Raw genomic sequence first — 24,876 nt, 5'->3', positions numbered from 1 at the left:
AATCTCCTGATTAGACATTTTCTAATTTACCATAGAGTGTAATGGTACCTGTAAATTTCTTTCCCGCTGGTACTTGTCCATCATACTTTACTTCAGCATCCGCCGGTATTGCAGATGTTGAGCCTGCAGGTAATACTAAAACAATAATTCTTGCTCCTGCTGGCTGGTCTACCAAATTCTGCATTTCATGAACCTGAACTCCTTGGTCTGTTCCTGTAATATCAACCATTTTTTTCTTTAACCTCCTTCACATTTTATTTTTTCTAAATATTCATAATCCTTCTGTGATATACCCGGATGTGTCTTTAGAAAAACCCCTGTATTCCATTCACTGTGAAAAGGATTCTTAAATGAATAAAAACCATCCCATATACTTTCATCCACATTTTTAATTCTATATTTCTCTCTATTAAACCATAACCTTGATGGTAATGGGATCCACCAGTTCATACTTTCAAAACAATCATACTTTCTTAAATATCGTGCAAACCTTAATGTCTTTTCTGCTTCTATTTTAGTTTCCCACGGAAAGCCTATTATAAAAGAACTTGTTATTTCTCCTACACCTGCTATTTTGGGAGCAATTTCTTCTATATCTTTAATTCTGAACTTCTTACCTAATCTCTGGAGTCCTTCATCATAGCCACATTCAATACCGAGTGTACAGAATATTATCTTTGAATTTCTGAATGCTTTCAAAAAACCTTCATCCTGAAATGCCAGTACATCACAGGCTAAACCTATTCTTAATCCTTCTGCCGCAATTCTCTCTAAAACTTCTGTCGCCCATCTAATATCTCCATTCAACAAATTGTCCATCAATAACCATGCATCTTTCACTTTAACCATATTGCCAGCCAGATTTATATCTCTTTTATAACTTTCTATTACTGTATCCACATCTGCCATACATCTCCATCTATTCCTGTATAATACTGAACAGAACAAACAATTGTTCCAGCAACCTCTACTAAATTCACCAGCAAGAAATGGAAACTTATACTTAATCAAATCATATGCTGGTTTGTAGTATTCTTTGAATTCCTCTTTACTTAAATATTCTGCATCAGGGTATCTGATTATCTCACTGTTCAATCTAATGGTCATACCATTCCCTGTTTTACCTTCTAAATATCTTAAAAATGTTCTCTCACCCTCTCCTCTTATTACAGCATCTGCTTTAGAATTTTCTAAAATATATCCGTCATAATAAACTGTGTGCGGCCCACCTACAACTATTCTGATATGCGGGTTCAATTCTTTAATATCATCACAGAATTTTCTGACTTTATACCACGACAAAGTTAGAAGCGAAATCCCAACTACATCATATTCGGCAATCTTCTTAACTAACTCACTGTAATCCTCATTCAGAAAACATAAATTATCGAAAACTTCTACTTCATAACCTTTATCACGTAATATTCCTGCTAAAAGATACGGTCCGATTAACGGATTCAAAATATAACATCCATCTGTATTATCCTCTGGTGGAATATAAACTAAACACACTCTCATTATTCTGCCACTACTGTTACAATATTGGAAATCAGAGTTCCTTGTTTAAACTGGATTTCATAAGTCCCCGGTGTTGCTGTCTTGAAATCATACTTTACAATACCGATAGCATCAAAATTAGCTTCACTCTGTTTAATTCCATTTATCATAATATCTACTACCCCCTGCTGGTATGGATAACAGGCAATTAAATGTTCTGTGTCTATTCCATCTGCTTTGATATTTTGTTTTCTGTTTTTTATTAAATAAAAAGTGTTTGTATGTAAGTTTATTACATTATCCAGTGCTGTCTTCTCGGTAGTATCTAATTCATCTACTATAACTAACAGTCCATTCTGACCGATATAGGTTAACTCAAACTTTTTACTGATAACACTACTTATTTCAACCAGTAACTTTAACGGATTTTTATCTGTCAGCGTATACTCGTAAGCCATTTTATCCACCTGTTTTTCAAAAAGAATCTAATTATCCTGAATACTGCACTTAATTTTCTGACAAATGCATTAATAAATTGAATTCTCTTAAATAAAAAGTTCAATAATTGTATCTCTAAATCATCATTATCCAAATAATCTATAAACCGCACTTTAGTTCCCCAGATTATTTTCATTGTATCATTCACCAGGATACTCAACCTTTTCAAAGCAGCCAGTTTAATATTTTCATCTATCTCTTTATCTTCCGATGTTGCTTCAAAAACAAATCTTGTATTTTTCTTAATTATTTTCTCTGCTACTTTTAAACAATAATTACATTCACTGCAATTATATTTGCAGTGACTGACTGTCTTTCCCCAATCGTCCGGGAAATGTTTATTATCAACCTTAAAATTATTTCTCACATAATCTGTTGCTCCATCTAACAGGAAATAAAGATTACCATCAAATTCACTGTTAAAATATGCAGAACATAACATTGGTAAAACCGGATCGCCCATTGTTCTACCGGATATTTTGCATACATCTGCAATACCTTCATACAGTTTAATATCTTCCGGTCTTATAAATGGTGACATCAAAGAGTATACTGGCGTTTTTCTGTGAACCCAGTAACAGAAACCATATTTCTGTAAGACAGAAACTGCTGCTCTTTCATCTTTTAACTGATAGGGTAATAATCCCATTAAAGAAAAATGCTCTATTCTGTACGGACAGTAAGGCAGACATCCTTCATTAACCAGTATCTTGATTTCTAATTTATACTGTTCTTTAACCTGTTTTATTAAGTCAATATTTCTGTTCCACTCTCTCTGAACACACATAGATTTAATATTTGGAAATAACTGTAATAATAATTCCAATTGTATTGGCTCCTGCACCAGTGCATTAACTGACAGTTCAACATCATAATTGCAATCTTTCGCAATCTTTAAAGCAAAAGGATTGGCTACTACAAGCCGGTCCAATCCGATATCTTTAATTCTGTTCAAATACCTTTTAATTTCATTAAATCTTTTTGTCTGTTCATAAGTAAAAACTAATTGATTAACCAAACCATAAGCCTTGATATTTCTTCTATGCAGTTCGTTTATTAACTCTTTAATACGAGCATCAAAATCTTTTAACCATTTCTTTTTTTCTTTGTTTGACCTTAAAATTCCAAAGTAGCCTGACTGTTCTCTGCCTGAACCTAAATACCGGAAGTTCAAGTCAAAATAAACACAGTCTATTTTGTCTTTACCTGTATTCAGTATCTTCTCAGTTAACTTCAAACTACCGCAGAAAGGAATTGCGAATTTCACCCCGTTAGACCTCCTAATTCTTAATTTCTCATTCTATTACTATCTGACCGCCCCATCAGACACCTGGAAAGGTCTAACGGGGTTCATACTATAACATCCTCTAATGGAACGTATCTATTTATGTTTCCGTCTAAAATTGCTTTTTCTAATGTACTAACTACTTCTTCTATTTTTTCTTTCCATGCAGAATCAGTAGCATTTTTATCTGTATCCACTTTATCAAAATATATTTTGAGTGCATGTCTGTACCAGGCTATACCTTTTTCTGCATTACCGAAATGTAAATATAATAAACCTATTAAAGAATGAAGCCAGTAATTGTTTAAATACTCAGTATTCTCGTTTGTATTTAGCCATGAAATTAAGTCATTCATAATTGCCTCAGTGACAATACCATTCACTTTGTCAACATATAATTCGTGTGTCATTATTGCAAAAGCTAAATTTTTTGAACATCCTTTTGTTGTGACAATATAATCTCTTATATTTGTCCATTTACCAGGATAGATATCTGTTAGGCCTTCTACATAAGTTTTAATATCTGCCTGGTTTATAGCAGACAAGTTGAAATATTCTTCAGCCATTTTCATTCTCGAATATTCTACATCCATTTTGTTCTCCCCGGGCTCGTGTCGTCACTCGCCCGCCGCAAAACTGTTGCTCCCTATTCGTCGCAACAGCGATCCTCTTGATTTCCTGAATTAATTTATGTAATCTATCTATTTCTTCTACTATTTCTTTTTGATTATCAAGAACCCTACATAATCCTTTGATAACAATATCCTCATACTTTTCTTTTTGTTCCATTTTATATTCCTAATTCTGCTTTGATTTTGTTTATTCTTTCTCGCATACTCATCTGATCATCTAATAATCTATTTAGTGTCTGCACCACCAAATCATTTCTATCTACCGCTTTTAAGGTACCGTTTTTTAATTTAATCTCTATTTCTCCTTTCAGCCCTGTTGAATAATCACCTTCTCCTTTTTTTATTCTTGGCCAGCCTTTTAACCACATAACTTTATCTATCACTTCAAACACCTGACAGCCTGAAATTGCAGGTAATAGTATTGAGCCTGTCATTTCTTCACTCGTTGCCATACAGGCACAGCAATAACTTATTTCACAATCACTGCATTTAATAAAATGCCTTTTTTCTAATCTTCTGAAAAATTCATATCTGTCATAATCCTGAATTCCATTCCAGACATCTCCTAACCTGTATCTTGTATTACTGCAATAAAACCTGTGGCACGGATAAATACTGCCATCAGGTGTAACTGATAACATTCCTCTTCCAGCACCGCATCTGCCACCAGAATTACATTCTAATGGCCTGTCGATAATATTTATGAACTCATTTATTACATCTCTTTCTTTTATTCCGAATTCAATTACATCTAATGCTTTCTCTAACTGGTCTGCTAATGTAGCCAAATCTTCTTTTTTCCAGTTTAATTCAAAAGCCGGTGCAAATGAGAATCCTCTGATACCCAAATCTTCCCAGAAGAACCGACAGGAATCTGACAGATATTTCACGCTATCCGGTAACAGTGTTGCCCTGATTCCTATATTTGAGCCAGTGAATATTTTCCTTGCTTTCTTTAAGTTTTCTACAACTGTATCTGTTGTTCCTTTACCTCTGTGTCTATCATTTATTTTTTTTATTCCGTCTAAACTTACCTGCCAGAAAATTACTTCACTGTGGTTCTTCATAAATTCTTCTATATCATCATTCCAGAACATACCATTTGTTGTCATTATAAATGCAGTTTTCTTTTTATATTTTTTGACTTCATCTAAAACCCATAAAATGTATTTCTTCAATAATGGCCATTCTAACATCGGTTCTCCGCCAAAAAATGTTATATCTAATTTGTCGGTTTCTGCTCGTGCAAAACCTATCTGTGTGGCTCTCTTTAAGGTTTCTAATGACATAGTATCTGGCTTTCTGAATTTCTCAAAACAGTAATCGCATTTCAGATTACATTTGTCTGTGACATATAATTCTAAATTTGAAAATCTGAAAGACCAGGGTTTTAATTTTTCTTTTATTTTGTCTAAAACCTTTATTCTTATTTTTGAAACTTCTTGCTGGCAGTATTTCTTTTTATTATGCTGCAGGAATACTGCTATACATTTTTCAAAACAGTTACCTGATGACTCACATTTATAACAGCCGTTTTCTATCACCATCTCTTCAACAAGTTTATCTAACTTCTTCCTCCTACCTAAATTTACTTCATTAAAGATATTTCCTAACTTCCATTTTTCGTCTGTTGTCTGATAAAAATAGTCGCAGGGATACACATCTCCATTCGGGTAAATATTAACTGCTCCTAATGTTGCTACACAGCCATCATAATCTCCTTTAACTGTTCCCTCTATATAGTCGTTCCAGCCCAATATTTGTAGACAGTCAGGTTTAAGATAGTGCTGTATAAATAACTCGCCGATTTTTTCTAATTCATTCTCATACTGATTAAGGTCTTGTTCTTTCCACTCTATATTGCCGAAAACATTTATTGCGGTCTGTATCCTAAATCTGTTGAATCCTTTCCTGTGCAGTTCTTCAACATCTTCTGCTAATCCTTTTATATTATCTGGTAGGATTGTTATATAGACAACATTATCGAATTCTTTGATTTTCTCTAACACATCATTTTCAACTATCATTCTGTAACTGCCTACTTCTCCCGCAGGTCTGTTGCGGTCCTGCCTTGAACATATTCCATCTAAACTAAAATCAATCTCTATTGTATTCTTATATTTCCTTAAAAATTCCATTTTATCATCTGTAAACAAGGTGCCATTCGTTGAGATTACAAACTTGATGTTTTTGCCATATTTTTCTCCGGCTTCTTTACCATACAAAATTAAACCTTTTATAACTTCAAAGTTCATAAAAGGTTCACCACCAAAAAAATTAACTGCTACTTCATCTTGCTCTGAATTTTCACATAAAAAAATTACAGATTGTTTTGCTACATCTAAAGACATATGACCGAACTTTTTCTGAACATAACAGTACTTACAGTTCAGGTTACACCTATCTGTGACTGATAACCAGATTTTATTTAACATCGTAATGTCCTTCTATTATGACCACCAGTGTGAATGATGACAATCACAGTGACACTTCGCATCACAGGTACATCTGTTATGACACCAGCATTTCCAGCAGTTTGTTCCAACACTGTTTAAACTTTTCAGTTTATCTCTTAACTCATTCATATGCGATACCCTGATTTTTGTTGATGTGCTGACAGGGTCATCCGTAAAACTTCCAGCACCCCACTGTAAATAATAATGCCAGGAATATTCTCCACACCAGTCACTCCATACATCTTTTCTACAACTGCCCATTTATAATACGCCTCCTTTTGGTTACGAAGCATAATATGCATAGTCAGCATAACCAGCACGACTTGCATAACTTACTGTTGCATTTAAAGTTCCTGCTACCCACAAACTTCCTGCTATATATAAACCTGTATTCGTGTATAATCCATAGCTGCTGTGTGAACCTAAATACCAGCTACTCTGGTAACCACCACTTCCATCAACTCTGCCTGGATAAAGAACAGCATTTTTACCCATTCTTATATCTCTGTTATCCTGCATCCATAAGATTCCATTCAAGTAAGTCTCAGCTAAATAACTTGTGCTGTTAGCAAAAAACTGATTAGCTCTAATTTCGCTGTCTGCCACCACATGACCGTATAATAAATCAATATATACTTTAACATCCCTTGCTCCTGAAGAATCCTTGCAGAACTCAATCCGGTCATCGTCATTATTATGATATATACCCCAGTTACCATAATATTCATGGTATATCCAACCATTTGCACCGAGTGATGTTGATTTCAAAAATTCAAATGGTTTATCATGATTTTCAAACCGATGGGATTCAATATATCCACGACTGGCAATAGTACCACACCATAAATCGCCACCCAAATATAAACCAGTATTTGAATATAAGCCGTATGAACCATGCGATGCTAAATACCAGCTGGATTGAGAAGCACTATTTTCTGCACGTCCTGGATAAATATAATTGTATCCTGGTTGATAAATATGTCCTGTTGACAGACGACCGGAAATAACAAATCCATCATTATCAGCATACGCTTTTGTCACACCCGCAGGCATTAGCTTAACAGCAGGATTACCAGCATCAGTTTCCAGACATATTCCACTTGATAAATAAATTCCACAGTTTCCTCGCCAGGTTAATGCATTGCTGGATTTACTACCACCAGCATAAGGTAAATCTACTATGCTTCCTGATTCTAATTTTCCTGACGAATAAATTCCCTGTGCAGAAACATTATCACTTATTTCCAGCCCTGCATACAGTTGCAAGAGAGTTCTTGTTAGAATTAGCAGGTCTTTCCAGCCACTACCGGAAGATGCATTCTGTGAGATTATCAATCTTTCAGTATCATTATCACCGAATTCTATCTGCAAATCAACACGGTCTGTACCGAACCTCTTCAGGTAAATATCAGCAAAATCACTCTCCTGTGAGAACCTGATTTTGTTTGCACCTATATCTAAAGTCGGACCTAAAAAACTTAAAATACCGTTGGCATCAATTGTTAATCTATCACCGACATTATTATCTCTGATTTTTAATCCCTGGCCTGAACGTTCTATTGACCACCATCTATCAGTAGCAGAAATTAAAAACCTGTTTGTTAGCCAGAAATCATGGTTAGCATATAAATCATTGACAATACGGGCTGACTCATTTACATCCAGACCGTAAGACGGGAGAGGCTGTTTTATTCCAACATAACCATTTGCTTTTATGGTTAAATATTCTGAACCGTCAGGGAAACGAATAGCAAACCGAAAGTCACTGCCCACTGTTCCATCAATTTTAATATCAACTAAATTGTTAAATGTTCTTAAGAATGAACTGATTAAACCATCAGGACTTTCTGTTCCTACAGTTCCACCTGATTTAGTAAATATACTGCCAGTTACCTGTCCGCCAGTGCGTAAATTAAATGGATATGGATCTTTCCAGTTGGTTCCACCAAGTATTTCTTTTATTTTACTGCGTATCCGGTTGAGATTATTCAGTAAGGTATCAATTGAACCATCCCATGTATCCTGCTCGGTTGTATCAGGACGAATATCTGTCTGGTCAATAACTTTTGCTAATTCAGCATGTATTTTCTTTTCTTCACGCAAGTCCTGAATGCTGAATTCAGTAACAATTCCACCACTCTGAGGAGTTATCTTTGCTAACCGAATTCCTTTTGTTGCAGATAAATCAGCACCTGTATAATCAGGATAAATCACATTTACAATCTTTTTCCTGCCACAGGTCTCACCAAACCCGGCATTGACAATAGCAGGGTCATCATCTTCTGTTATCAGAATTTCTTCCGGATATAACCATAGCCATATATCTGACTTTGACCAGTCTATATCCTGTTCAAACCTTGTTACACCGTATAAAACATTAGCACGGTCTATATATTCAAAATCTTCATGCTGTTCAAGTATCTTCCCGTTAATATATGCTCTGCCTTTCTTTATGAGAAAATTCTGTGTTTGATTTATTGCTGATGCGGATATCTTAAAGTCATCTTCAGGGACACCGTTTACACCATTCTGATACAAGTCCTGTAAAATCTTAATACGCTTATTTCTAAAGATTTCTTGCATTTCATTGAAATCACTATCAAGCCAAGGAACGTCCTGCTGTAAAACAAGAAAATCAAAATTCTTTAGTTCATTAAATGAATCTTTAGAAACACCAAATTTTAATGGCATAGTTTAAACCTCAACAAATATGTTATATGGATAAACTCCAACAGGTAACCAGTCTTCTTCATATACAGGAACTCGTTCTTTTTTAGTTTCTTTCAGAACATCTTCAGGGTCAACATAAATATACACATTCACAGAATCAACAGCAGCATAGCCACCACGCGTTGCTGCTACATATCCAGCACGGTCATCTTCCTTGCGAAGTAGGTCAACATATTTCAAACTGCCTGTTCTTCGGTCCTGCCTGTTTGTAATCATGACTCTTTCAAAACCTTCACGAGCATATACATTCCATTTGAGAAACCAGCGCAGACGATATTCCAATGCTCTGAGTGTACCTTTCCATGAGCGTGCATCAAGTATGGTTTTGACATGTGCTCTCTGTTCCTGTGTTGTAAGAACCGCTTCAAGGTCAACTCCTAACAACTGTGCTATTGCCCATAAATAGTCAACAGGACAGGTATCCGCATCTATCATCTGCGGAAATGCTTCAATGAATGACCTGATTACGTTCAGTTTTAATGCTGGTAGTCTTAAGAATCTTTTCAATACTTTATCTTGAGTATCATACTGACGATATATTGCAGGTAAATGTGAATATAACCAATCTTCATACTTGTAGTCTTTTACTACTAAAGCCCAGTCTCTACTGAAACACAGTGCACCGTAGTTTCCATCAGTATCAAACCCGAATGCAACATAATAATAAACCCGTAAAGGTTCTAAATTTTCATCCCTGTATTTTGTTCCTTTACCTTCATAAACTAACTTACCTCGCCAGTCATAAGGGTCGGTTACATAACAACCTATACTCCTGTATATTTTAGTTATTACCCAGTCAGTAGCAGCAGGATTCTGCCAGGATAAATCTATTGCTCCACCTTCGTCTACTTCACCTGCTTTAAAGTCAGCAGGTGCTAACCATCCTCTTTCTGCCGGCATTAAATTCCCCCTGTAATATTGAATTGGACAATACCTTTTGCTGGTAATTCATTCTGTTTAATCATCACATTACCTAACCACTGACTGACTCTTATTATCCACCAGTCATCAACAGATAATTCACCCACAAGCACAGATAGAATAAATTCAAGTTCACCGTTATCAGTTGTATATTTAGTTCCAATAGTTCCAGTATTTGTCTGTAAACCACTTACAGTACCTTCAACAGTAAATTGAGTTCTGCTAATCATATTTATTGTCCATTCTTCTGTCTTTATGTTTTCTTTCACAGTGATATCTTTAAATTCTGCTGTTGCTGACTGTCTGCCAATATAAACCAACGGATGCATCATAAGTTTTTTCATTGTTAAATAGTCAACACCTTCTGTTCCATCAAGCAATGCATACATATCACTGATATTTATTCGTTGCTCAAAATCTACATTCTCAATTGCAAAGAAATTGTTTACTGCTTCATATACATTATTTTCTACATCTGCTTTTTTAAAGTTTCCCTTACATACAATATCTGCGGATAAATCTATTTCAACATATTTCGGATCTTCAATATAAACCTGTGTGGTTATAGTTTTACGTTCATTCAAATACTCTAATAATCCTGTCTTTAAAACTTCAGATGGATATCCGCCACCTTCAGGGACAATTGTTACCCAGACCTTATATACTAAAGCACGGACTGTTGCTTTTAATACCCCAGGATAGCCTTCTGCTAACCAGATATAATCTGAAAGTGAGACAGCTCGGTTCTGCCCTCGTAACTGCAATGGTGAATATTTTTTTGCATGTTCTATTGTTTCTTTATCTGCTCCACCAGAAGACGCCAGTGGATTTGTTACATCAATTGTTATAGGTACCCCTTCAAGCATTATTGTATCCAGCACCTGAGTGATTGTATTTGCTCCGACATTGCCTCTCTTACCACCACCTATTCTGTATTCTGCATTTATTTTTGCACCGTTTTTAGGTATTCTGCCATTTATACCATCCCCAAACATAATGGTTATTTTATCTTCAGCATCTCTTGTAGTGCAGTATTTCTGTTCATTAGGTCCCACATCAACAAAATATTTTGCTTCATTCCATAAGACATCCCCTGCACCTTCATCAATAAATATCTTTAATGTACCATCAATTATTGGTACACCTTCTAATGAGAATTTCTGGTTCATATCACCATTAGAAATACCTACATCTTCCTGCTTTGTTTCACCTTCAATAGCAGTTATTTCACCTGTAAGTTCACCAGCAGGAATTATCAAATCATCTGTTGTTTCAAAAATAAGTGGTGAACCACCTGCAGTCTGTATTCTTGTCCCTTTCGGAATCAATATATCTCTGGGTTTTACTTCACCTAAATTAAATTCTAAATTGACACTTGCTGGAACTGCACTGAACATTGTGTAACCTATTAACTTTAAAAGATTTATTACACTCTGTCTCTGGACTGCTGTAGGCAGGAATGCCTCATTTAACATACGGTCAACATAATAGTGTAGTCCATCAGCAGTATAAGAGAATAGTTCTAACAGTACTATTCCGAGGTCCGAAGGATTAAAATCAGTCCATTCTTCTACATAAAACGGTATTTTGGCAATCAGGTCAGAAATGATTGATTCATAATCTCTACTTGAATAGTCTACCTGTGGAACTTTTAGTTCTTCTGTCATATGCTAACTGCTCCACCAGTAAGAAAAAATGGGTATACAAAGTTGCCCACTCTGTTGGTTTTTATGTATCTGATTGATAACTTCACTTCTATCCTACCTTCCTTTGATCTTGTTTCTATGTCTATATCATTGACTTCAACTCTTCGTTCCCATTTTCTTAATGAATCAATTACAAAATGTTTTATTAAAGATATAGTAGCATCATCTGTTGGCTCAAAAGGTATCTCCTGCAGTCTTGAACCGAAATCACGTCTCATTACCCGTTCACCAAGCCTGGCTGCAAGTATCTGAAATATTGATTCATTAACATGCTGTTCTTCTTCTGAAGTATCCAGCCCGGATTTACTCGTTCCGCCAGGACTTATAGAAAAAGGAAACTTTAATCCAGCACCTAAAAACTTTCTTTTAACAGGCATTTTTTAGTTCGCTCCTTGTTTTTCTGTTGCAGCAGGTTTCTTTTCTATCTCTTTTATTGTTTTGTTTACCCCGCTCCTGCTTACAGAGGTGGGATTTACTGGCACTTTTTGAACTGTGTCATCAGTAGAAGTTTTAGTTTTTGTTTCCTGTATTTCATCTTCGGTCTTTTCAAGAGCATAAACTTCTTTAAATATCATCTCAGCGATTTTCTGTCTCTGGATTAGTTTGGCTAACAGCACTTCAAGAGTGCGTTTTTTCTCTACATATTCAAATGGGTCAGATTTTACAATGAGTGTCTTCAAATCATCTATTCTTCCTGCGAGTAAATCTTTCAATAGTTCTATATCAACAGTAGAATTTGTCTCACAATATTTAACAAGGTGTTCCATCAGCATCTCTGCGTCATTAAGAGAAGAACGCCATGCCTTCTGTCTGCTTCTTGCTTTGATGATTTTTTCGTCCAGTTCCTTGATTCGTTCTTTCAGGTTATCAAGTAACCTCTGTGAAGAATCTTCACTGATATCTGTCATAACATTCATAAATAATTGCTTAAATCCAGACGGTATTGCTTTAAAGAAATCGCTAATGGCTTTCATTCCGGTCTCCTGTTAGAAGAATTTTTCTAAGACTTCATAACCCGCACTGCCTGTAACAATTACTATTCCTGCTGTATAAGCATCTTCTGAATATTGTGGTTTATTTTCTCCATTCTTCATTGTTTCTATAAATGCTCTATTGCCACCGGTAACAGGCGCTATTTTCAATATATTGAATCCTGTCTCAGGGAAGTCATTAACTAAATTATTCAATGCTACATTGAGATAACTTGCAATAGTAGATAAAGTATTAGCCTTATCCTGAAGTAAATTAGAGAAGTTTGAGATTACTTGAGATACTTTTGGCGCCTGTAATACATTGTTCACAAATGATTCTATTGTTCTTAAAAGATTTCCTAAAGAAGGAAATAAATCTATAACTTTAGTTCTGTTCCAGTCAGGTGGCTCACCTATAAATGACTTCCATCCAGGAGTGACTTCAGCACCTGTCAGATGTTTCCTTAAAACCCGGCAGTTAATAAATTCATCAGTAGTTTTATCTTCATATTCAATTATTTCATCATCAATTAGAACTGCTCCGGAAGGTACAAATCCTTCAGTAGTTTGAACTTTTAAGTTCTGTTTCTTTAAGGAAGGTTCCACTGCAGAAACCAAATGAGTTACAAGTTGTGGTTTTTTAATGGTTGTTCTGAAAACATCTGAAAAATCTTTTATTCCAAATACTCTACCTAACTTGTTTAAATCATTTGCTATTCCAGAAAAAGTAAAACTGCCAACAAGAACGACCACTCCGGCAATACTTGCTGATTCACTGAATTGCGGTCTATCAGGATCTCCAACATCATAAAATGAATTCTCTATAACTTCAAAAAACTTATCTGTGCTCTGTTTTTGTTTAACTGTTTTTGGACCTGGTATTGCTAACAGATACACTCCAGTATTTTTTAAGTCAGATAAAAAGTTCTGCACCTCTGTAACAAAACTCTGAACAATTACTTCTACAGGGTCAACATAATCTACAATGAATGGTGTTATGGTATCTACTACACTGGCCATGTTAGATAGAATACCAGAAATACTCTGTGCAATATTACCTGCCTGATTTACTAACGGCTCAAGTTCAGAAGGTAATAAATCAGATAAATTAAGTGTTTGCCATCCTGTCATGATTTTATATCTTCAGTTGTTCTTGTTTTTAATTCTAAAAGTTTCTTTAATGTGGAAACTTTTTTTATGTCTCTTGAACATACAAGAGTAATAATCTCTTCTAATTTTTTATTTAGAATCTTTAATTTTTCTACGACACCAGGTGTTTTATTACTTTCCCATTTCATGATATTGTTCCTGTGCCGGTACCAGTTCCTGTCCCCGGTCCCGCAGGACAGGTAATTACCACCTGCACTGTAGTTGACACAACTGCATTTGTTATAATATGTTCAATTATCTTTTCACATAATATGTCAGATGTTTCTTTTGTATGTTGCCATAACCGTTCAGCGATCTTATCTGAAATATCTTTTAAGTCAGGTACTCCTTCAAACCCGTGTTGTTTAAATCCAGCAGATTGTAAACTCTGCCAGATATCATTCTTTATCTGTTCTTTAGTCGGCATTGCTTGGTTAACAATATTTTTTAGTATTGCACTGTTCAGTGGCATCTTTTCTATCTCCTACATTTTCTTTGCTAATACTCTGATAGAACCATCAATATGTGGTGAACCTAAAAACGGACACATACAACTTTTAGTTACCACACCATCAAAAAGTGTATTACCACCATTTAATTGAATATTACCTGTGGATGTTTCTATTAAAATATTCCCTACCTGTGTTTTTAAATCAATCTTACCCGTAAGTAAATTAAGAATAAAATCTCCTAACTTAAGTTCTATCTTTTGATTCCCACTTATTAAATTTAACACATAATCACCTAATAAAATATCTACTGATTTTGCTATGTTCTGACCTGATGCATTACCGATCTGTTTTCTTTCTGTCTCTAAAATCATTGTGTCTTTAGCACCACCGATAACTTTTGCTTCACTACCGATTATTGATTTAGATATTGAACCCGAGAAATTTTCTTCTATCCCACCTTTGTAGTTTATTCTTCGTTTGCCTTTTATTGTTATTGTTTCGTCACTGCTATATTCCCTTGTTATCGGGCCATCAACAATTTCATTTAATCCTTGTTTAAGGTAGACTGTTTTAGTTCTGTAGTTTGTTTCTTCAATATCTCCTTCTACTACAATATAAACTTTATTGTTATAATGAAGGACAACATCGCCAATTACAACACTGTGAAGTTTACCGATAACTTTTTCTGTTAAACTTCCATCACGTTTTATCTCTTTATATGTTCCGCTTTTATGATAAATATGTATTCGTTCTTGTCCTGGTGTATCATCTATCTCAATAATATGGCCTGATTTTGTTTTCATCACTTTGTTATATGGATACTTAGCAGCAAAAGCAGAAGGTGGCTCATTGAATATCTTACCTGAGCCCGTTTCTGCCTGGTCTAATTCTTTAGGTATCCTGGTTGATTCATCTGGAATACCTTTTGCTAACTCAGGTATTTCTGATTTACCACCTGGCTCTGACCAGTAAACACCGGACCATATCGGTTTGTTTACATCACCTGATTCAAATTCTATCCAGACATTCATACCGATTTCTGGTACCCAGATACTGCCAGTATCTTTGATTCCGCCATAAGGAGAAACACATGGCCAGGCCCAGTCAGTAGGTTCAGAGACAAAACCCACTTCCTCAACCAATGCTTTTATCCTGCCGAGTTTTTTAGGATCGTTATTATCAAAAACCTGACCTGCATATTTACCGTAAAATATTTTTTTCATAATTTTTATTTGATTTTTGTTTTAATATTTTGTATATTATATTTAGCAAGAAGTTAAAAACATGGCAAAAACAACAGTTACAGCAGTTTATGAAAATGGTATCTTCAGGCCACTTGAAAAAGTTAAATTGCCTGAGCACAAAAAGATTCAATTGATGATATTTCCTGCAGAAGAAGAAATACCACAATTGGTTAAATCTCAAAAGAAGGCACTTAAAAAATATTGTGGCATCATAAAAAGTGGACGAACTGACGTTAGTAGAAATCATGACAAATACCTCTACGGAAAATAATTAAAGGAGCGTGATAAAAATGAAACATCTTTCTTATATTCAACTTCAAGAAAAATATGGTGGTAAATTCATTGCAACTCTCAAAGGCAAAGTTGTTGCCTCCGAAAAAACTACAGATAAATTGTTCAAACAAGTCAAAGAAAAACTTGGTGATAAAAATTTGACCATTGAATACATCGAACCAAAAGGAAGAATCTGTGTCTATTGAATTCCCTTTAAAAGAAAAACTTACAACTTTAGGTAAAGTCATTGACCCAAAAATAACTGTTGAACTTGAAACAAAGTATGGATATATTCCGGTCTCTTTTATTCTTGATTCAGGCGCTGATTGTTCTATGCTCCCAAAATCAATGGCAAAGGCGATTGGTATTGATTTAAAAAGTTGTCCCAGTGAACGCTCATATGGGATTGAGGGGAAAGGAGTAAAAGTATATATCAGCAGTATCAAGATAAAAATCCGAGATATCACATCAAAGGTCAGATGTTTCTTTTCTGAAAATGAACAAACTCCATTCATTTTAGGACGAATAGATTTCTTCAGAAAATTTAATGTAAATTTTGATAATAAAAACAAGAAAATTATTTTGATTCCTATCAAATAAATACACCTCATACAAAATCGCATTTTTGTCACCTATATTATTTCAGCGACTGAAAGTATTTTGCTTTTTTTTATCTGATTATCTTTTTCTCGGTCAGGAAAACGAGTTCCAGCAGAACTGGAATACACAGGACTCAAAGGTTCACCCTGTCTCAAGTTGCCGGTAACAGTACTTCCTACATCCATAAGAACAGTATATCCATTCCTGATCATATGTCTTGCCATTTTTACATAATATTTCCCACTGAAATTCTTTAATCCATCAAACTCTATTATTCGTTTTGCTTTGATTTTAGGTAAACCAATAGATTTTGCTTCTGCTTCAATGAACCATTGAGAAACCATCCCGGCTGATTTTGTCTGCTCTTCAAGTTCTTCTGCATCCATCAGATGACCGCTATTTAAGAGATATCCTTTTGCCTGTTCTTGTTTACTTTTGGCTATCTCATAGGACCTTCTTACATCCCTGTCAGATTGAGCTTTTGTAAATTCATCGGGTTCGTTTTCACTGGATACATCCACAACTGTTTTTTTGAACTTATCTCTGCAGGTGCTGATAACTTCTAAGGCACGCAGGAAAAGTTGTTCTTTAACTTCAAAACTCAACAGGCTACTTTGCTCACCACCATAAGTAAGTTTAATTCCTGAATCTTCATTTCTTACAGGATGAAAATGTAAAGTTCCATTCTCCACATAAACCAAAAATCCATGTAATCCTGCTCGTCTATGTAATAATGCAATATCCGATTCATTCATCTGTGATATCTGGTCATACCGTTTTTTAGTAGGTTCAATATCTGTCTTTAATCCATACTCTTTTGCTATTTTCTCTGCTAATTCAGAATCAGTGATGTTTCTGAATACTCTTCTTTTTTCAGAATAGGCAAGCGATATCTCTTCACCTTTGCCTGATAGAATTATTTTAGGTGTACCTTGTTCAGGGAAAACAAACTTTGGTTCATCTAAATAAAAACATCCTTTATATTCTAATTCTTCCGGATATCCAAGAAATATTTCCATTTTTGATTTTTCTAAAAACATAAGGTCATTGGTAAATTTCAGGTCCTTATTGACTATCACCACTTTAGATATATCTGCTAATGTATCATGTTCCTCAGTCATTACTGATTCAACAATAAAGTTGTAACCGAACTTTTCTAAATCCACTCCTTCAATTTTTATCCTATAAACAGGTTGACTGCGATCTATCATTATGAGATCCTTCACTCTGTTCAGGATGACACTTTGTGTCATCTCTTAGCAAATTCTTCAATACTGGGTATAATCAGTTTCTGACCACGCTTTAATGTCCAAGGATAATCTAATTCATTTATATCTGCAATCAGCCACCAGAGTCGTGCTTTACCACCAAACTTATAAGCAAGTAAATCTAACTCATCTCCTTCCTGAACTTCATAAATAATAAAGTTCTCACCAATATCTTCCCTTTTGACAAACTGTCTCTGATGAAGGACTGTTACTATTTTTTCATCCTTTAGTTTTATTGCTGAATAAGGAACTCCTTTATATCTTGAACCTGGAAAAATCATAAATTTATTCTCATAAGGGTGCGTCTATATATTCAATCAGTGTTATATCTGCTGTTGCCCTTAATGCTTCTTTTGTCTTCGGGTCAAACACTGTCCTTACCACATTCATACTTGTTAAAATACATCTGAATGGTGGTAACTGTCCCCAGATAAAATAAAGTCTGGGGGGAACTTTACCGCCAGTTGAGGTTGACTGTACAACAGGTGATTTAACTTCTCTGAGCCATTTAATTGATTCTTCGACTGTCTTCTGATAAGGGTCGTTTCTTTTTCTACCAAAAGTATTAAAGAATAACTGGAATGATACTGTCCTGTCACCACCGCGAGTGTATTGTTTAATTGGTCTTGCTAAACCTTTTGTTTCACCGTCAGAATATTCAGCAGTTTCAGCATCACTGAATTCGGGCGGATTGTAATGAAAAATAAGAAAATCACTTAAGTTATCTTCTCTAACTAATAAAGCACGGTTACTGCTTGCTCCTAAACATGTTAAGAATTTCCGTTTTTTAGTTGTCTCAACAGTTAATTGTTTTGGTCTAACAGGTTCCGGTGATATACCCGCTTCATTTAATATCTGTGCTTTTCGTTCTTCGTAAGATATGGGCATTTATATTGTTCCTCTTACTAATCTTACCGGTGCAACAAAACTGCGTATATTTTCTTCCTCTTCAAATTCACGAACTATTTTTGCTATCTGGTAGCCATCAATCTCTACCGGTATAGTAACCATAAACTTAATTATCTTTACTCCTTCATCTGCCAGTTCTCTGATTTTTCTCTGGACAGGTTTTTCAACTGCTTCCTGGAACCGTGGTGAAGTTAAAGGTAAAACTGCCTCTGGGCCTGCTTCACCTATTATTGCTGGAGTTGCTTTGACTACTATTGCACCTTCTGCTAATGGTTTTAAGTTCTGCAGGACCTGTGGTAATAACACTTTCGGGACTTGTTTAGTTAAATCAACTAAAGTATTCCAGACAAATTTTATTGGTGTCATAACAATATCTTTTATTTTTTCAAAAACAGAAGAAACTACCGAGATAACATTCTTGAATACATTCACAATTCCTTTACCAATTTCTATCCATGGTTGTACTCCGTACTGATACAGAAATTTACCAACTGTTTTTGTAAGTGCAACTACCTCATTAAAAGCAAATTGTACGCTCTTAACAAACATTTTCCAGACAGGGATTAGTGTTTTTATTAAACCTTGAAAAACTGATATTATTCCTTCGCCTATTTTTGTAGAGAGTAAAACTAATATCTTAAAAAGGTTAACTATTTCCTGACTGAATATCTTTAATGTCACTCCTACAATTTTTATTGCTAATCCTAAAATACCGGTCCATTTGATAAATTTTATTATTACACCGATGACTGCATACACTGGTAGAACTAAGAGAATAAACCACCATTTAGCTGCTGTTTTTAAGATGTTAAAAATTCCTTTGAATGCATCTGAGATTCCACTGACTAATATCTGCATGTTATCAACAATCCAGGAATATATATTTGTTAGATTTTTACCTAAATGTTTAAAGCATTCAATAATACCAGAAATTATGTTCGGGACTATTTTTCCGAATAACTTAAATGGATCTGCTAAAGATGAAATTACTTCTCTGACTCCAGGTGTAATTTTATTCCATAATCCTAACATTTGAAGTAGTTTAATAAACCCCTGAATTAATAACTGCTGCGGAAGAAACAGAAATTTTATTAAAGCCTGGCCAAGACTGATTGCAATATTTTTAAGTACTAAAAGAACAGGCCAGACAGCTGTAACTACTTTATTCCATAAACCAAGTTTTACAAGTAAGAAAATAATTGCACCAACCAATGCACCAATAGCAACAATTACAATTCCAATAGGGTTAGCAGTTAAAGCAACATTGAGTAACCACTGGGCGGCAGTCCAGAGTTTTGTAGCAACAGCGACAATGAACATTCCTGTTTTCATTATTGCTAATTGAATATTTAAAGCAGTAAATCTTGCCAGTGATAAAACCAATGCTTTTAAGCCACCATACTGGGCAATGGTTAACCATTCACAGGCAATAGCACTCTGCGTAAGACCAATCTTTAATATACCGAGTGTAGCCACCAGAGTGGTTATTGCTCCACCGACAAATAATATTACACCTGTTAATGCAGTCAGGACAGTAGCACCTACTAAAACAGGTTTGGGTAAATGAAATATAAAGGTAAGAAATTTAATACCCCAGTCAACCACCTGTTTAATTGCAGGAATTAATGCCATACCAATAATTATCCATAGATTTTTTATACTGCCCCATAAAGTTGCTAATTTATCATCCAGACTTCTTGTCATTTTTTCATATAATTCACCTAAAACAGTTCCTTGAGAAAATGCAACAGATGATTCTTTTAAATTCCTTGCGAGTGCTTCGGTCTGCTTGCTTAATCCAAACACTACTGAACCAACCCGGACACCTTCAAAACCTAATTTTTCCATCCGCTCAATAATCTCTTCTTTTTTCATTTCACCGAACGCAGCAAAGAAAAGTTGTAATGCTTTAGCTGGTGCTTTACCAAATAGTTCTTTAAACTTCGGTGCTGATAGACCAACAATCTCTGCAAATGCTTCTGTCTTTTCTGCCATGGTTGCTATTATCCGCATCATCGCCGTTCCACCTAATTCTACCATTATACCTGCATCACGCATCGTAGCAGAAAACGCTGCTGCCTCATCCATTGTTATTCCCATAGCATTTGCTAACCCACCGAACCGTAAACTCATATCAACTATTTCACCTGCTGTTGCTGTTGAGATATTAGCCATCTTAACTAATGCTGAACCTATCTTTTCACTTTCTTTGATACTTAAACCAAAGATTTTTGCCAGTCGTGCAAATGCTTCTGTTGCCTGTTCTTCTGTTAATTCACTTGTTCTTGCCATGCGAGCTGCATTAAATGCTAATGCTTTAACCCCTTCTATACCTTCCTCTACGCCTATACCTAACTGGCCGGCTAAAATTGATACTTTACCTAACTCTTCAGCAGATAATGGTAAGTTAGCAGAGAGGATAATTAACTCTCTTGATAGTTGTTGTATCTGTTCATCAGTAAAACCTGTTGTTCTCTGCACATTAAACATTATGTCTTCAAAAGTAGCAGCAGTTTTTATTCCAATACCTAATCCTGCAAGGATACCTCCACCTGCAACCATTGCTGCTGCACCTACTTTAAATGCAGTGGTCAACTTCTGAACCCGAGTAGCACTTCTTCCAGCAGCTTCTTCTAAGGCAGTTAATTTAGCTGCTGCTGTTCCTACTTTTGCTGATAGCCTGTCTTTAAAACTTAAAATTACACCTAATCCTAAAACCCGAGAAAAATCAGCCACTCTGTCACACTCCTATTTCCTTCTTTTTGGTATATTTGTCTTTACTGCACGAGATATTTTCTCATGATACTCTGCACAATATTTATACCACTGTTTTCTTTCATCTTCTGGCATATCAAGTATTTCATTGTAAGACCAACCTAAAGTTAATGCTATTGTGAATATTTCTTCATCTATCTGCCCCGACGTGTCGGGGAGAATAAAAAATCCACGCCGGATACCTCCACTCTTATGTTCTGTCTGCAACTGAAACATTCTATTGTTGGTTTTATATCAGGTCCCGGTTGTCGGGAAATAAATCCATCTGTTAAAGCATCCAGGATACCTACTTCCATATCATCCAAAAAATTAGACGGAAATGTTGTCTGTCCATTGAACTCTTTTAAACACCTTAATAGCATTTTCTGTCCTGCTTCTACAGGGTTAGATCTGATTAATGGAAATATTATTTCTTCATCATAGCCCTGTGGATAACGTAATACTGCATTGGCATTATATTCAGGTAAATCAATTGTCATTATTCTTTCGTAGTTTCCTTCTCTGTAGAATTCTTCTTTTTCTAATGGTTTAACTTCAATTTCATCAATATTAAAATCAAACTCGTTTTTTTCATTACAGTTCGGACAGGTTAGATTTAATAGAATACTGTTACCGATAGATATTTTACGCAGTTGAAGTATAAGGTAGGTACGGTCAGCAGAAAGCATTTCTCGGATAAGTTTTGTTTTATGTTCACGATTTGACAGGTCTAAATCACCGAGGGTCTTTATACAATTGGTAAGTAAGGTTGTGATGACACGTCCACCATTACGCATTACATCTTGGCTGGCGATTTCTTTTCTGTCCCTGCCAGTCATTTTACTTAAAGTTACTTCACGATGCAGGTTGCCTTTTTCATCATAAATTCCACAGGATAAATAAAGAACAGGTATTTTTTCTTTTTGTTTTTCTATTGTTGAGATTTCTTTGTTTTTAGTTAATTCTTCGTCCATCTTTGTCCTCCTTCGGGTTTTAAACTAAATATCTTTTCTTTGTCCCGATATTTGCAATCGGGATTATTTTCTTGATTCTTGTATATTCAATGCTTTTAATCCTTCATGAGCAAGAACCAATGTTTCTATCCATACATCAGATGATGTGGCATCTAAGTCACCGTGTTCAAGCCTTGTTGCCCAGGCATCTCTCACTTCCCAGGATTTTACAGGTACATTTTGATAATCTCTTAATTCAATAATTAAGTTCCTGCGAAATTCACGATCAGGTAATCCACCACCACGGTCAACTTCATAAACTTCATTCCGCCAGATCTGGAAATCATCAATTGTACTTTTACCACGTGAAAGTGTAATATCTTCAAAAGTGGTAAGTCCGGGAAGTTTATGCATATGACCGGCAGAATCACCTTCACGATATTCAACTACTTCTGTCTCTGTGTTCAAGCCAGAAACAGTAGTAAATCCTGCGGATTCAAATCTACGAGGGACATCTATTACACGGAACTTAAACCCACGAAAAGGATCAACTCTTCTTCCTTCAATAATTTTTACACTCACTTTAAACCACCTCCTATGGAATTTATGTTTTAGCCAAGTTCTTCTACTAATCTGCCACCATCAAAACCAGTAACATAAAAGATTACAAACTCAGCAGTTCCTGTTATATTGACTCCTACCTGGCAGATAACTTTGCCTAACCTGACTGATGAGGATGGATTGCTTTCAGCATCGCATTTGACGAAAAATGCTCTTGATTTATCATCCCTTGGTTGCAATGCACCTGAGCGCCAAACATCAGTCAAGAATGCTGAAACAGATATTTCAATATTTCGCCATAAGTCTTCATCATTAGGTTCAAAATTGATAAATAAAGAATTATCTTTGATTGTCTCTTCAATAAATATAAGCGTCCTGCGGGTATGGACATAGTGTCTGCCATCTTTAACTGTCCATAATGTCCGTTCGCCGAAGACTCGTATTCCTCTGCCAGAAAAAGGTCTGATGACATTTACACCTATCGGGTTGAGTATATCCTGTGCTGCATCATAATCAATGTTCTTACCATCAGTTATTAATCCTAATGCACCTCTGATTCTTTCATTAGCAGGTGCTTTATGAACACCTCTGCGGATTGCAACATCAGCATATATTCCCTGGACAGCACCACTTGGAGGAATATTCAATTGGACATTATCTGAAGTAGGATCGTTGATAACAATCCATGGCCAGTAAAGTGCAGCATAACTTGAGTCAATATTTAGTATTCGGCTTCGGTATTCTTCTGCTTCAAGAACTGTATCTACTTCAAGTGGTGTTTCAGTGATATACATACAGTTTTTTCTGTTCTCACAATAAGTAATTCCGTTTGTCTGAACTGTTAGAGAAGTCACTCCTGGAGTTGAAATCATATTGACTTCTTTTATTCCATCAAATAAGTAAATCCCTGATTTAGGTTCACTCTGCTTACCGATATACTCATCATCAGTAGGTGCTGAACCATCCAATCCATCTCTCAGATATACCTGTAAGACTGGAGAAGGAATCTTTTTAGGTAATTCACCTGTTGTGCTTTTTTCATCAGTAGCAATGACAAATTCAGATAGATTACCTCTACCTGCAAGTCGTTTTTCTACATAGTCAGTTTCATTGCTCGGTTCTAAAGAAAGGAATTCGTGTGTTTCTACTAATATACCTTCATCATATACTTTGATGTTGAATTCCTGACTTACAACAATAGCATTCTGATTAATTGTTGCAGGTATATTTACAGGGTCAAAAAATACTGTATTCCCGGAAATACCTTTAACTAAAACACTTGTTCCTGTTGTGCCATCATCAATATAGAGGACCGAACCGATACGGATATTTTTTGAAGACCTGAGTTCTGCTTGTTTTGCTCCATTGAGTAATTCTTTTACTAAAGAAGTATTTGCCTTATGAGTAGTTGATGTTCTCATTTTTGCACCGGCTGATATAGGTGTGACTAAATCTACTGCACGGAAAGTAATTGTTCTTGTTGAAGTGTTAACAGAAACTACATAAACTTGAACTGAATTTGCTCCGTCAGTAATATCAAGTAAATCACCAACTTCTATACCACGTACTGAAGATAAAACTACTGAGGTTGCACCTCCTGCTAATTCTCCCTCTGTAGTAGTTTCTACTTTCAAAGTATCAACTGATATTCTATTACCCCAGTCACCAGCATTTGCTGCTGTTATTCTTAAGGTGTTTTTTCCAGCGTAGTCATTTAAAATATGAAATGACTGTGCTGCACCCTGGCCTGCTACTCTGGCAATAAAACATCGCGTGCCACCATTATCAAAAAATGCTCTTACTGCATATGCAAGGTAATTACCTTTATAGAAGCCACCATATTTTCTGACAAACTCTGTAAAACTTGAAACAAACCCTGCCGATTGTGTTGGACCTTTCTTTGCTACTCCTATAAAACCACCTGTTGAAACTCCTACACCTTCAAATGCAGGTGGTACTTCAAATTTTTCTATTACATATACACCCGGATGTAATGTTTCTACCATAGTTTACTCGC

Annotated in this window: 27 protein-coding genes; 3 read left to right on the top strand and 24 right to left on the bottom strand. The window is 35.5% G+C overall.

Annotated features, from left to right (window positions below):
• Nucleotides 1-10: 10 nt before the first annotated feature.
• The 17 genes from AB1349_01720 to AB1349_01640 form a co-directional block, all read right to left on the bottom strand.
• Nucleotides 11-229 carry a hypothetical protein gene (locus AB1349_01720; GenBank protein MEW6556055.1) on the bottom strand — a complete coding sequence of 73 codons (219 nt, stop codon included), beginning with the start codon at nucleotides 227-229 and terminating at the stop codon, nucleotides 11-13.
• Between the two features lie 8 nt (nucleotides 230-237).
• Nucleotides 238-1,518 carry a cobalamin-dependent protein gene (locus tag AB1349_01715; protein MEW6556054.1) on the bottom strand — a complete coding sequence of 427 codons (1,281 nt, stop codon included), beginning with the start codon at nucleotides 1,516-1,518 and terminating at the stop codon, nucleotides 238-240.
• On the bottom strand, nucleotides 1,518-1,955 hold the full coding sequence (locus AB1349_01710; protein ID MEW6556053.1) for a hypothetical protein: 438 nt from the start codon (nucleotides 1,953-1,955) through the stop codon (nucleotides 1,518-1,520). The genes AB1349_01715 and AB1349_01710 overlap by 1 nt, the downstream gene beginning before the upstream one ends.
• Nucleotides 1,934-3,262, bottom strand: a complete 1,329-nt coding sequence (locus tag AB1349_01705) for a U32 family peptidase (protein MEW6556052.1) — start codon at nucleotides 3,260-3,262, stop codon at nucleotides 1,934-1,936. Before AB1349_01705 ends, AB1349_01710 begins: the two co-directional genes overlap by 22 nt.
• Nucleotides 3,263-3,345: 83 nt before the next feature.
• Nucleotides 3,346-3,873 (bottom strand): hypothetical protein, encoded by a 528-nt coding sequence (locus tag AB1349_01700; protein MEW6556051.1) that lies wholly within the window; start codon nucleotides 3,871-3,873, stop codon nucleotides 3,346-3,348.
• Nucleotides 3,839-4,069 (bottom strand): hypothetical protein, encoded by a 231-nt coding sequence (locus AB1349_01695; protein MEW6556050.1) that lies wholly within the window; start codon nucleotides 4,067-4,069, stop codon nucleotides 3,839-3,841. Before AB1349_01695 ends, AB1349_01700 begins: the two co-directional genes overlap by 35 nt.
• 1 nt (nucleotide 4,070) lies before the next feature.
• On the bottom strand, nucleotides 4,071-6,347 hold the full coding sequence (locus AB1349_01690; protein ID MEW6556049.1) for a radical SAM protein: 2,277 nt from the start codon (nucleotides 6,345-6,347) through the stop codon (nucleotides 4,071-4,073).
• 15 nt (nucleotides 6,348-6,362) lie between these two features.
• A complete protein-coding gene (locus AB1349_01685; protein MEW6556048.1) occupies nucleotides 6,363-6,629 on the bottom strand; it encodes a hypothetical protein in 267 nt (88 codons plus the stop codon).
• A gap of 21 nt (nucleotides 6,630-6,650) precedes the next feature.
• Nucleotides 6,651-9,059 (bottom strand): hypothetical protein, encoded by a 2,409-nt coding sequence (locus tag AB1349_01680; protein ID MEW6556047.1) that lies wholly within the window; start codon nucleotides 9,057-9,059, stop codon nucleotides 6,651-6,653.
• Between the two features lie 3 nt (nucleotides 9,060-9,062).
• On the bottom strand, nucleotides 9,063-9,998 hold the full coding sequence (locus AB1349_01675; protein MEW6556046.1) for a phage tail protein: 936 nt from the start codon (nucleotides 9,996-9,998) through the stop codon (nucleotides 9,063-9,065).
• On the bottom strand, nucleotides 9,998-11,686 hold the full coding sequence (locus tag AB1349_01670; protein ID MEW6556045.1) for a baseplate J/gp47 family protein: 1,689 nt from the start codon (nucleotides 11,684-11,686) through the stop codon (nucleotides 9,998-10,000). The genes AB1349_01675 and AB1349_01670 overlap by 1 nt, the downstream gene beginning before the upstream one ends.
• Nucleotides 11,683-12,102 (bottom strand): GPW/gp25 family protein, encoded by a 420-nt coding sequence (locus AB1349_01665; protein ID MEW6556044.1) that lies wholly within the window; start codon nucleotides 12,100-12,102, stop codon nucleotides 11,683-11,685. Before AB1349_01665 ends, AB1349_01670 begins: the two co-directional genes overlap by 4 nt.
• Before the next feature lie 3 nt (nucleotides 12,103-12,105).
• Nucleotides 12,106-12,699: a hypothetical protein gene (locus AB1349_01660; GenBank protein ID MEW6556043.1), complete on the bottom strand. Its 594-nt coding sequence runs from the start codon at nucleotides 12,697-12,699 to the stop codon at nucleotides 12,106-12,108.
• A 12-nt stretch (nucleotides 12,700-12,711) separates the two neighbouring features.
• Nucleotides 12,712-13,827: a hypothetical protein gene (locus AB1349_01655; protein ID MEW6556042.1), complete on the bottom strand. Its 1,116-nt coding sequence runs from the start codon at nucleotides 13,825-13,827 to the stop codon at nucleotides 12,712-12,714.
• On the bottom strand, nucleotides 13,824-13,994 hold the full coding sequence (locus AB1349_01650; protein MEW6556041.1) for a hypothetical protein: 171 nt from the start codon (nucleotides 13,992-13,994) through the stop codon (nucleotides 13,824-13,826). Before AB1349_01650 ends, AB1349_01655 begins: the two co-directional genes overlap by 4 nt.
• Nucleotides 13,991-14,317, bottom strand: coding sequence for a hypothetical protein (locus AB1349_01645; GenBank protein MEW6556040.1), 327 nt, complete (start codon nucleotides 14,315-14,317; stop codon nucleotides 13,991-13,993). The genes AB1349_01650 and AB1349_01645 overlap by 4 nt, the downstream gene beginning before the upstream one ends.
• A 12-nt stretch (nucleotides 14,318-14,329) precedes the next feature.
• Nucleotides 14,330-15,520, bottom strand: a complete 1,191-nt coding sequence (locus AB1349_01640; protein MEW6556039.1) for a phage baseplate assembly protein V — start codon at nucleotides 15,518-15,520, stop codon at nucleotides 14,330-14,332.
• 61 nt (nucleotides 15,521-15,581) lie between these two features.
• On the opposite strand from AB1349_01640, the gene AB1349_01635 reads away from it, so the two are divergent.
• The 3 genes from AB1349_01635 to AB1349_01625 are packed head-to-tail and all read left to right on the top strand — an operon-like array spanning nucleotide 15,582 to nucleotide 16,414.
• Entirely contained in the window at nucleotides 15,582-15,812 is a 231-nt protein-coding gene (locus AB1349_01635) for an antitoxin family protein (protein MEW6556038.1), read from the top strand.
• 19 nt (nucleotides 15,813-15,831) lie between these two features.
• Nucleotides 15,832-16,020: a DUF5678 domain-containing protein gene (locus tag AB1349_01630; GenBank protein MEW6556037.1), complete on the top strand. Its 189-nt coding sequence runs from the start codon at nucleotides 15,832-15,834 to the stop codon at nucleotides 16,018-16,020.
• On the top strand, nucleotides 16,010-16,414 hold the full coding sequence (locus AB1349_01625; GenBank protein ID MEW6556036.1) for a retropepsin-like aspartic protease: 405 nt from the start codon (nucleotides 16,010-16,012) through the stop codon (nucleotides 16,412-16,414). The genes AB1349_01630 and AB1349_01625 overlap by 11 nt, the downstream gene beginning before the upstream one ends.
• 32 nt (nucleotides 16,415-16,446) lie before the next feature.
• Here AB1349_01625 and AB1349_01620 read toward each other — a convergent pair whose 3' ends face one another.
• The 7 genes from AB1349_01620 to AB1349_01590 all read right to left on the bottom strand — a co-directional run bounded on the left by AB1349_01620 (nucleotide 16,447) and on the right by AB1349_01590 (nucleotide 24,865).
• Complete coding sequence (locus AB1349_01620; GenBank protein ID MEW6556035.1) at nucleotides 16,447-17,625, bottom strand: hypothetical protein; 1,179 nt, start codon at nucleotides 17,623-17,625, stop codon at nucleotides 16,447-16,449.
• A 38-nt stretch (nucleotides 17,626-17,663) separates the two neighbouring features.
• Complete coding sequence (locus AB1349_01615; protein MEW6556034.1) at nucleotides 17,664-17,963, bottom strand: LysM domain-containing protein; 300 nt, start codon at nucleotides 17,961-17,963, stop codon at nucleotides 17,664-17,666.
• A 10-nt stretch (nucleotides 17,964-17,973) separates the two neighbouring features.
• Nucleotides 17,974-18,570, bottom strand: coding sequence for a hypothetical protein (locus AB1349_01610; GenBank protein MEW6556033.1), 597 nt, complete (start codon nucleotides 18,568-18,570; stop codon nucleotides 17,974-17,976).
• Entirely contained in the window at nucleotides 18,571-21,327 is a 2,757-nt protein-coding gene (locus AB1349_01605) for a phage tail tape measure protein (protein ID MEW6556032.1), read from the bottom strand.
• Between the two features lie 173 nt (nucleotides 21,328-21,500).
• Nucleotides 21,501-22,319, bottom strand: coding sequence for a hypothetical protein (locus tag AB1349_01600; protein MEW6556031.1), 819 nt, complete (start codon nucleotides 22,317-22,319; stop codon nucleotides 21,501-21,503).
• A gap of 63 nt (nucleotides 22,320-22,382) precedes the next feature.
• A complete protein-coding gene (locus tag AB1349_01595) occupies nucleotides 22,383-22,880 on the bottom strand; it encodes a phage tail protein (GenBank protein ID MEW6556030.1) in 498 nt (165 codons plus the stop codon).
• Between the two features lie 29 nt (nucleotides 22,881-22,909).
• A complete protein-coding gene (locus AB1349_01590; GenBank protein MEW6556029.1) occupies nucleotides 22,910-24,865 on the bottom strand; it encodes a phage tail sheath subtilisin-like domain-containing protein in 1,956 nt (651 codons plus the stop codon).
• Nucleotides 24,866-24,876 lie beyond the last annotated feature (11 nt).

It is taken from the genome of Elusimicrobiota bacterium (assembly GCA_040757695.1).
In the GTDB taxonomy this organism is placed as follows: domain Bacteria; phylum Elusimicrobiota; class UBA8919; order UBA8919; family UBA8919; genus JBFLWK01.
This window is presented reverse-complemented; position numbering and strand designations above follow the sequence as displayed.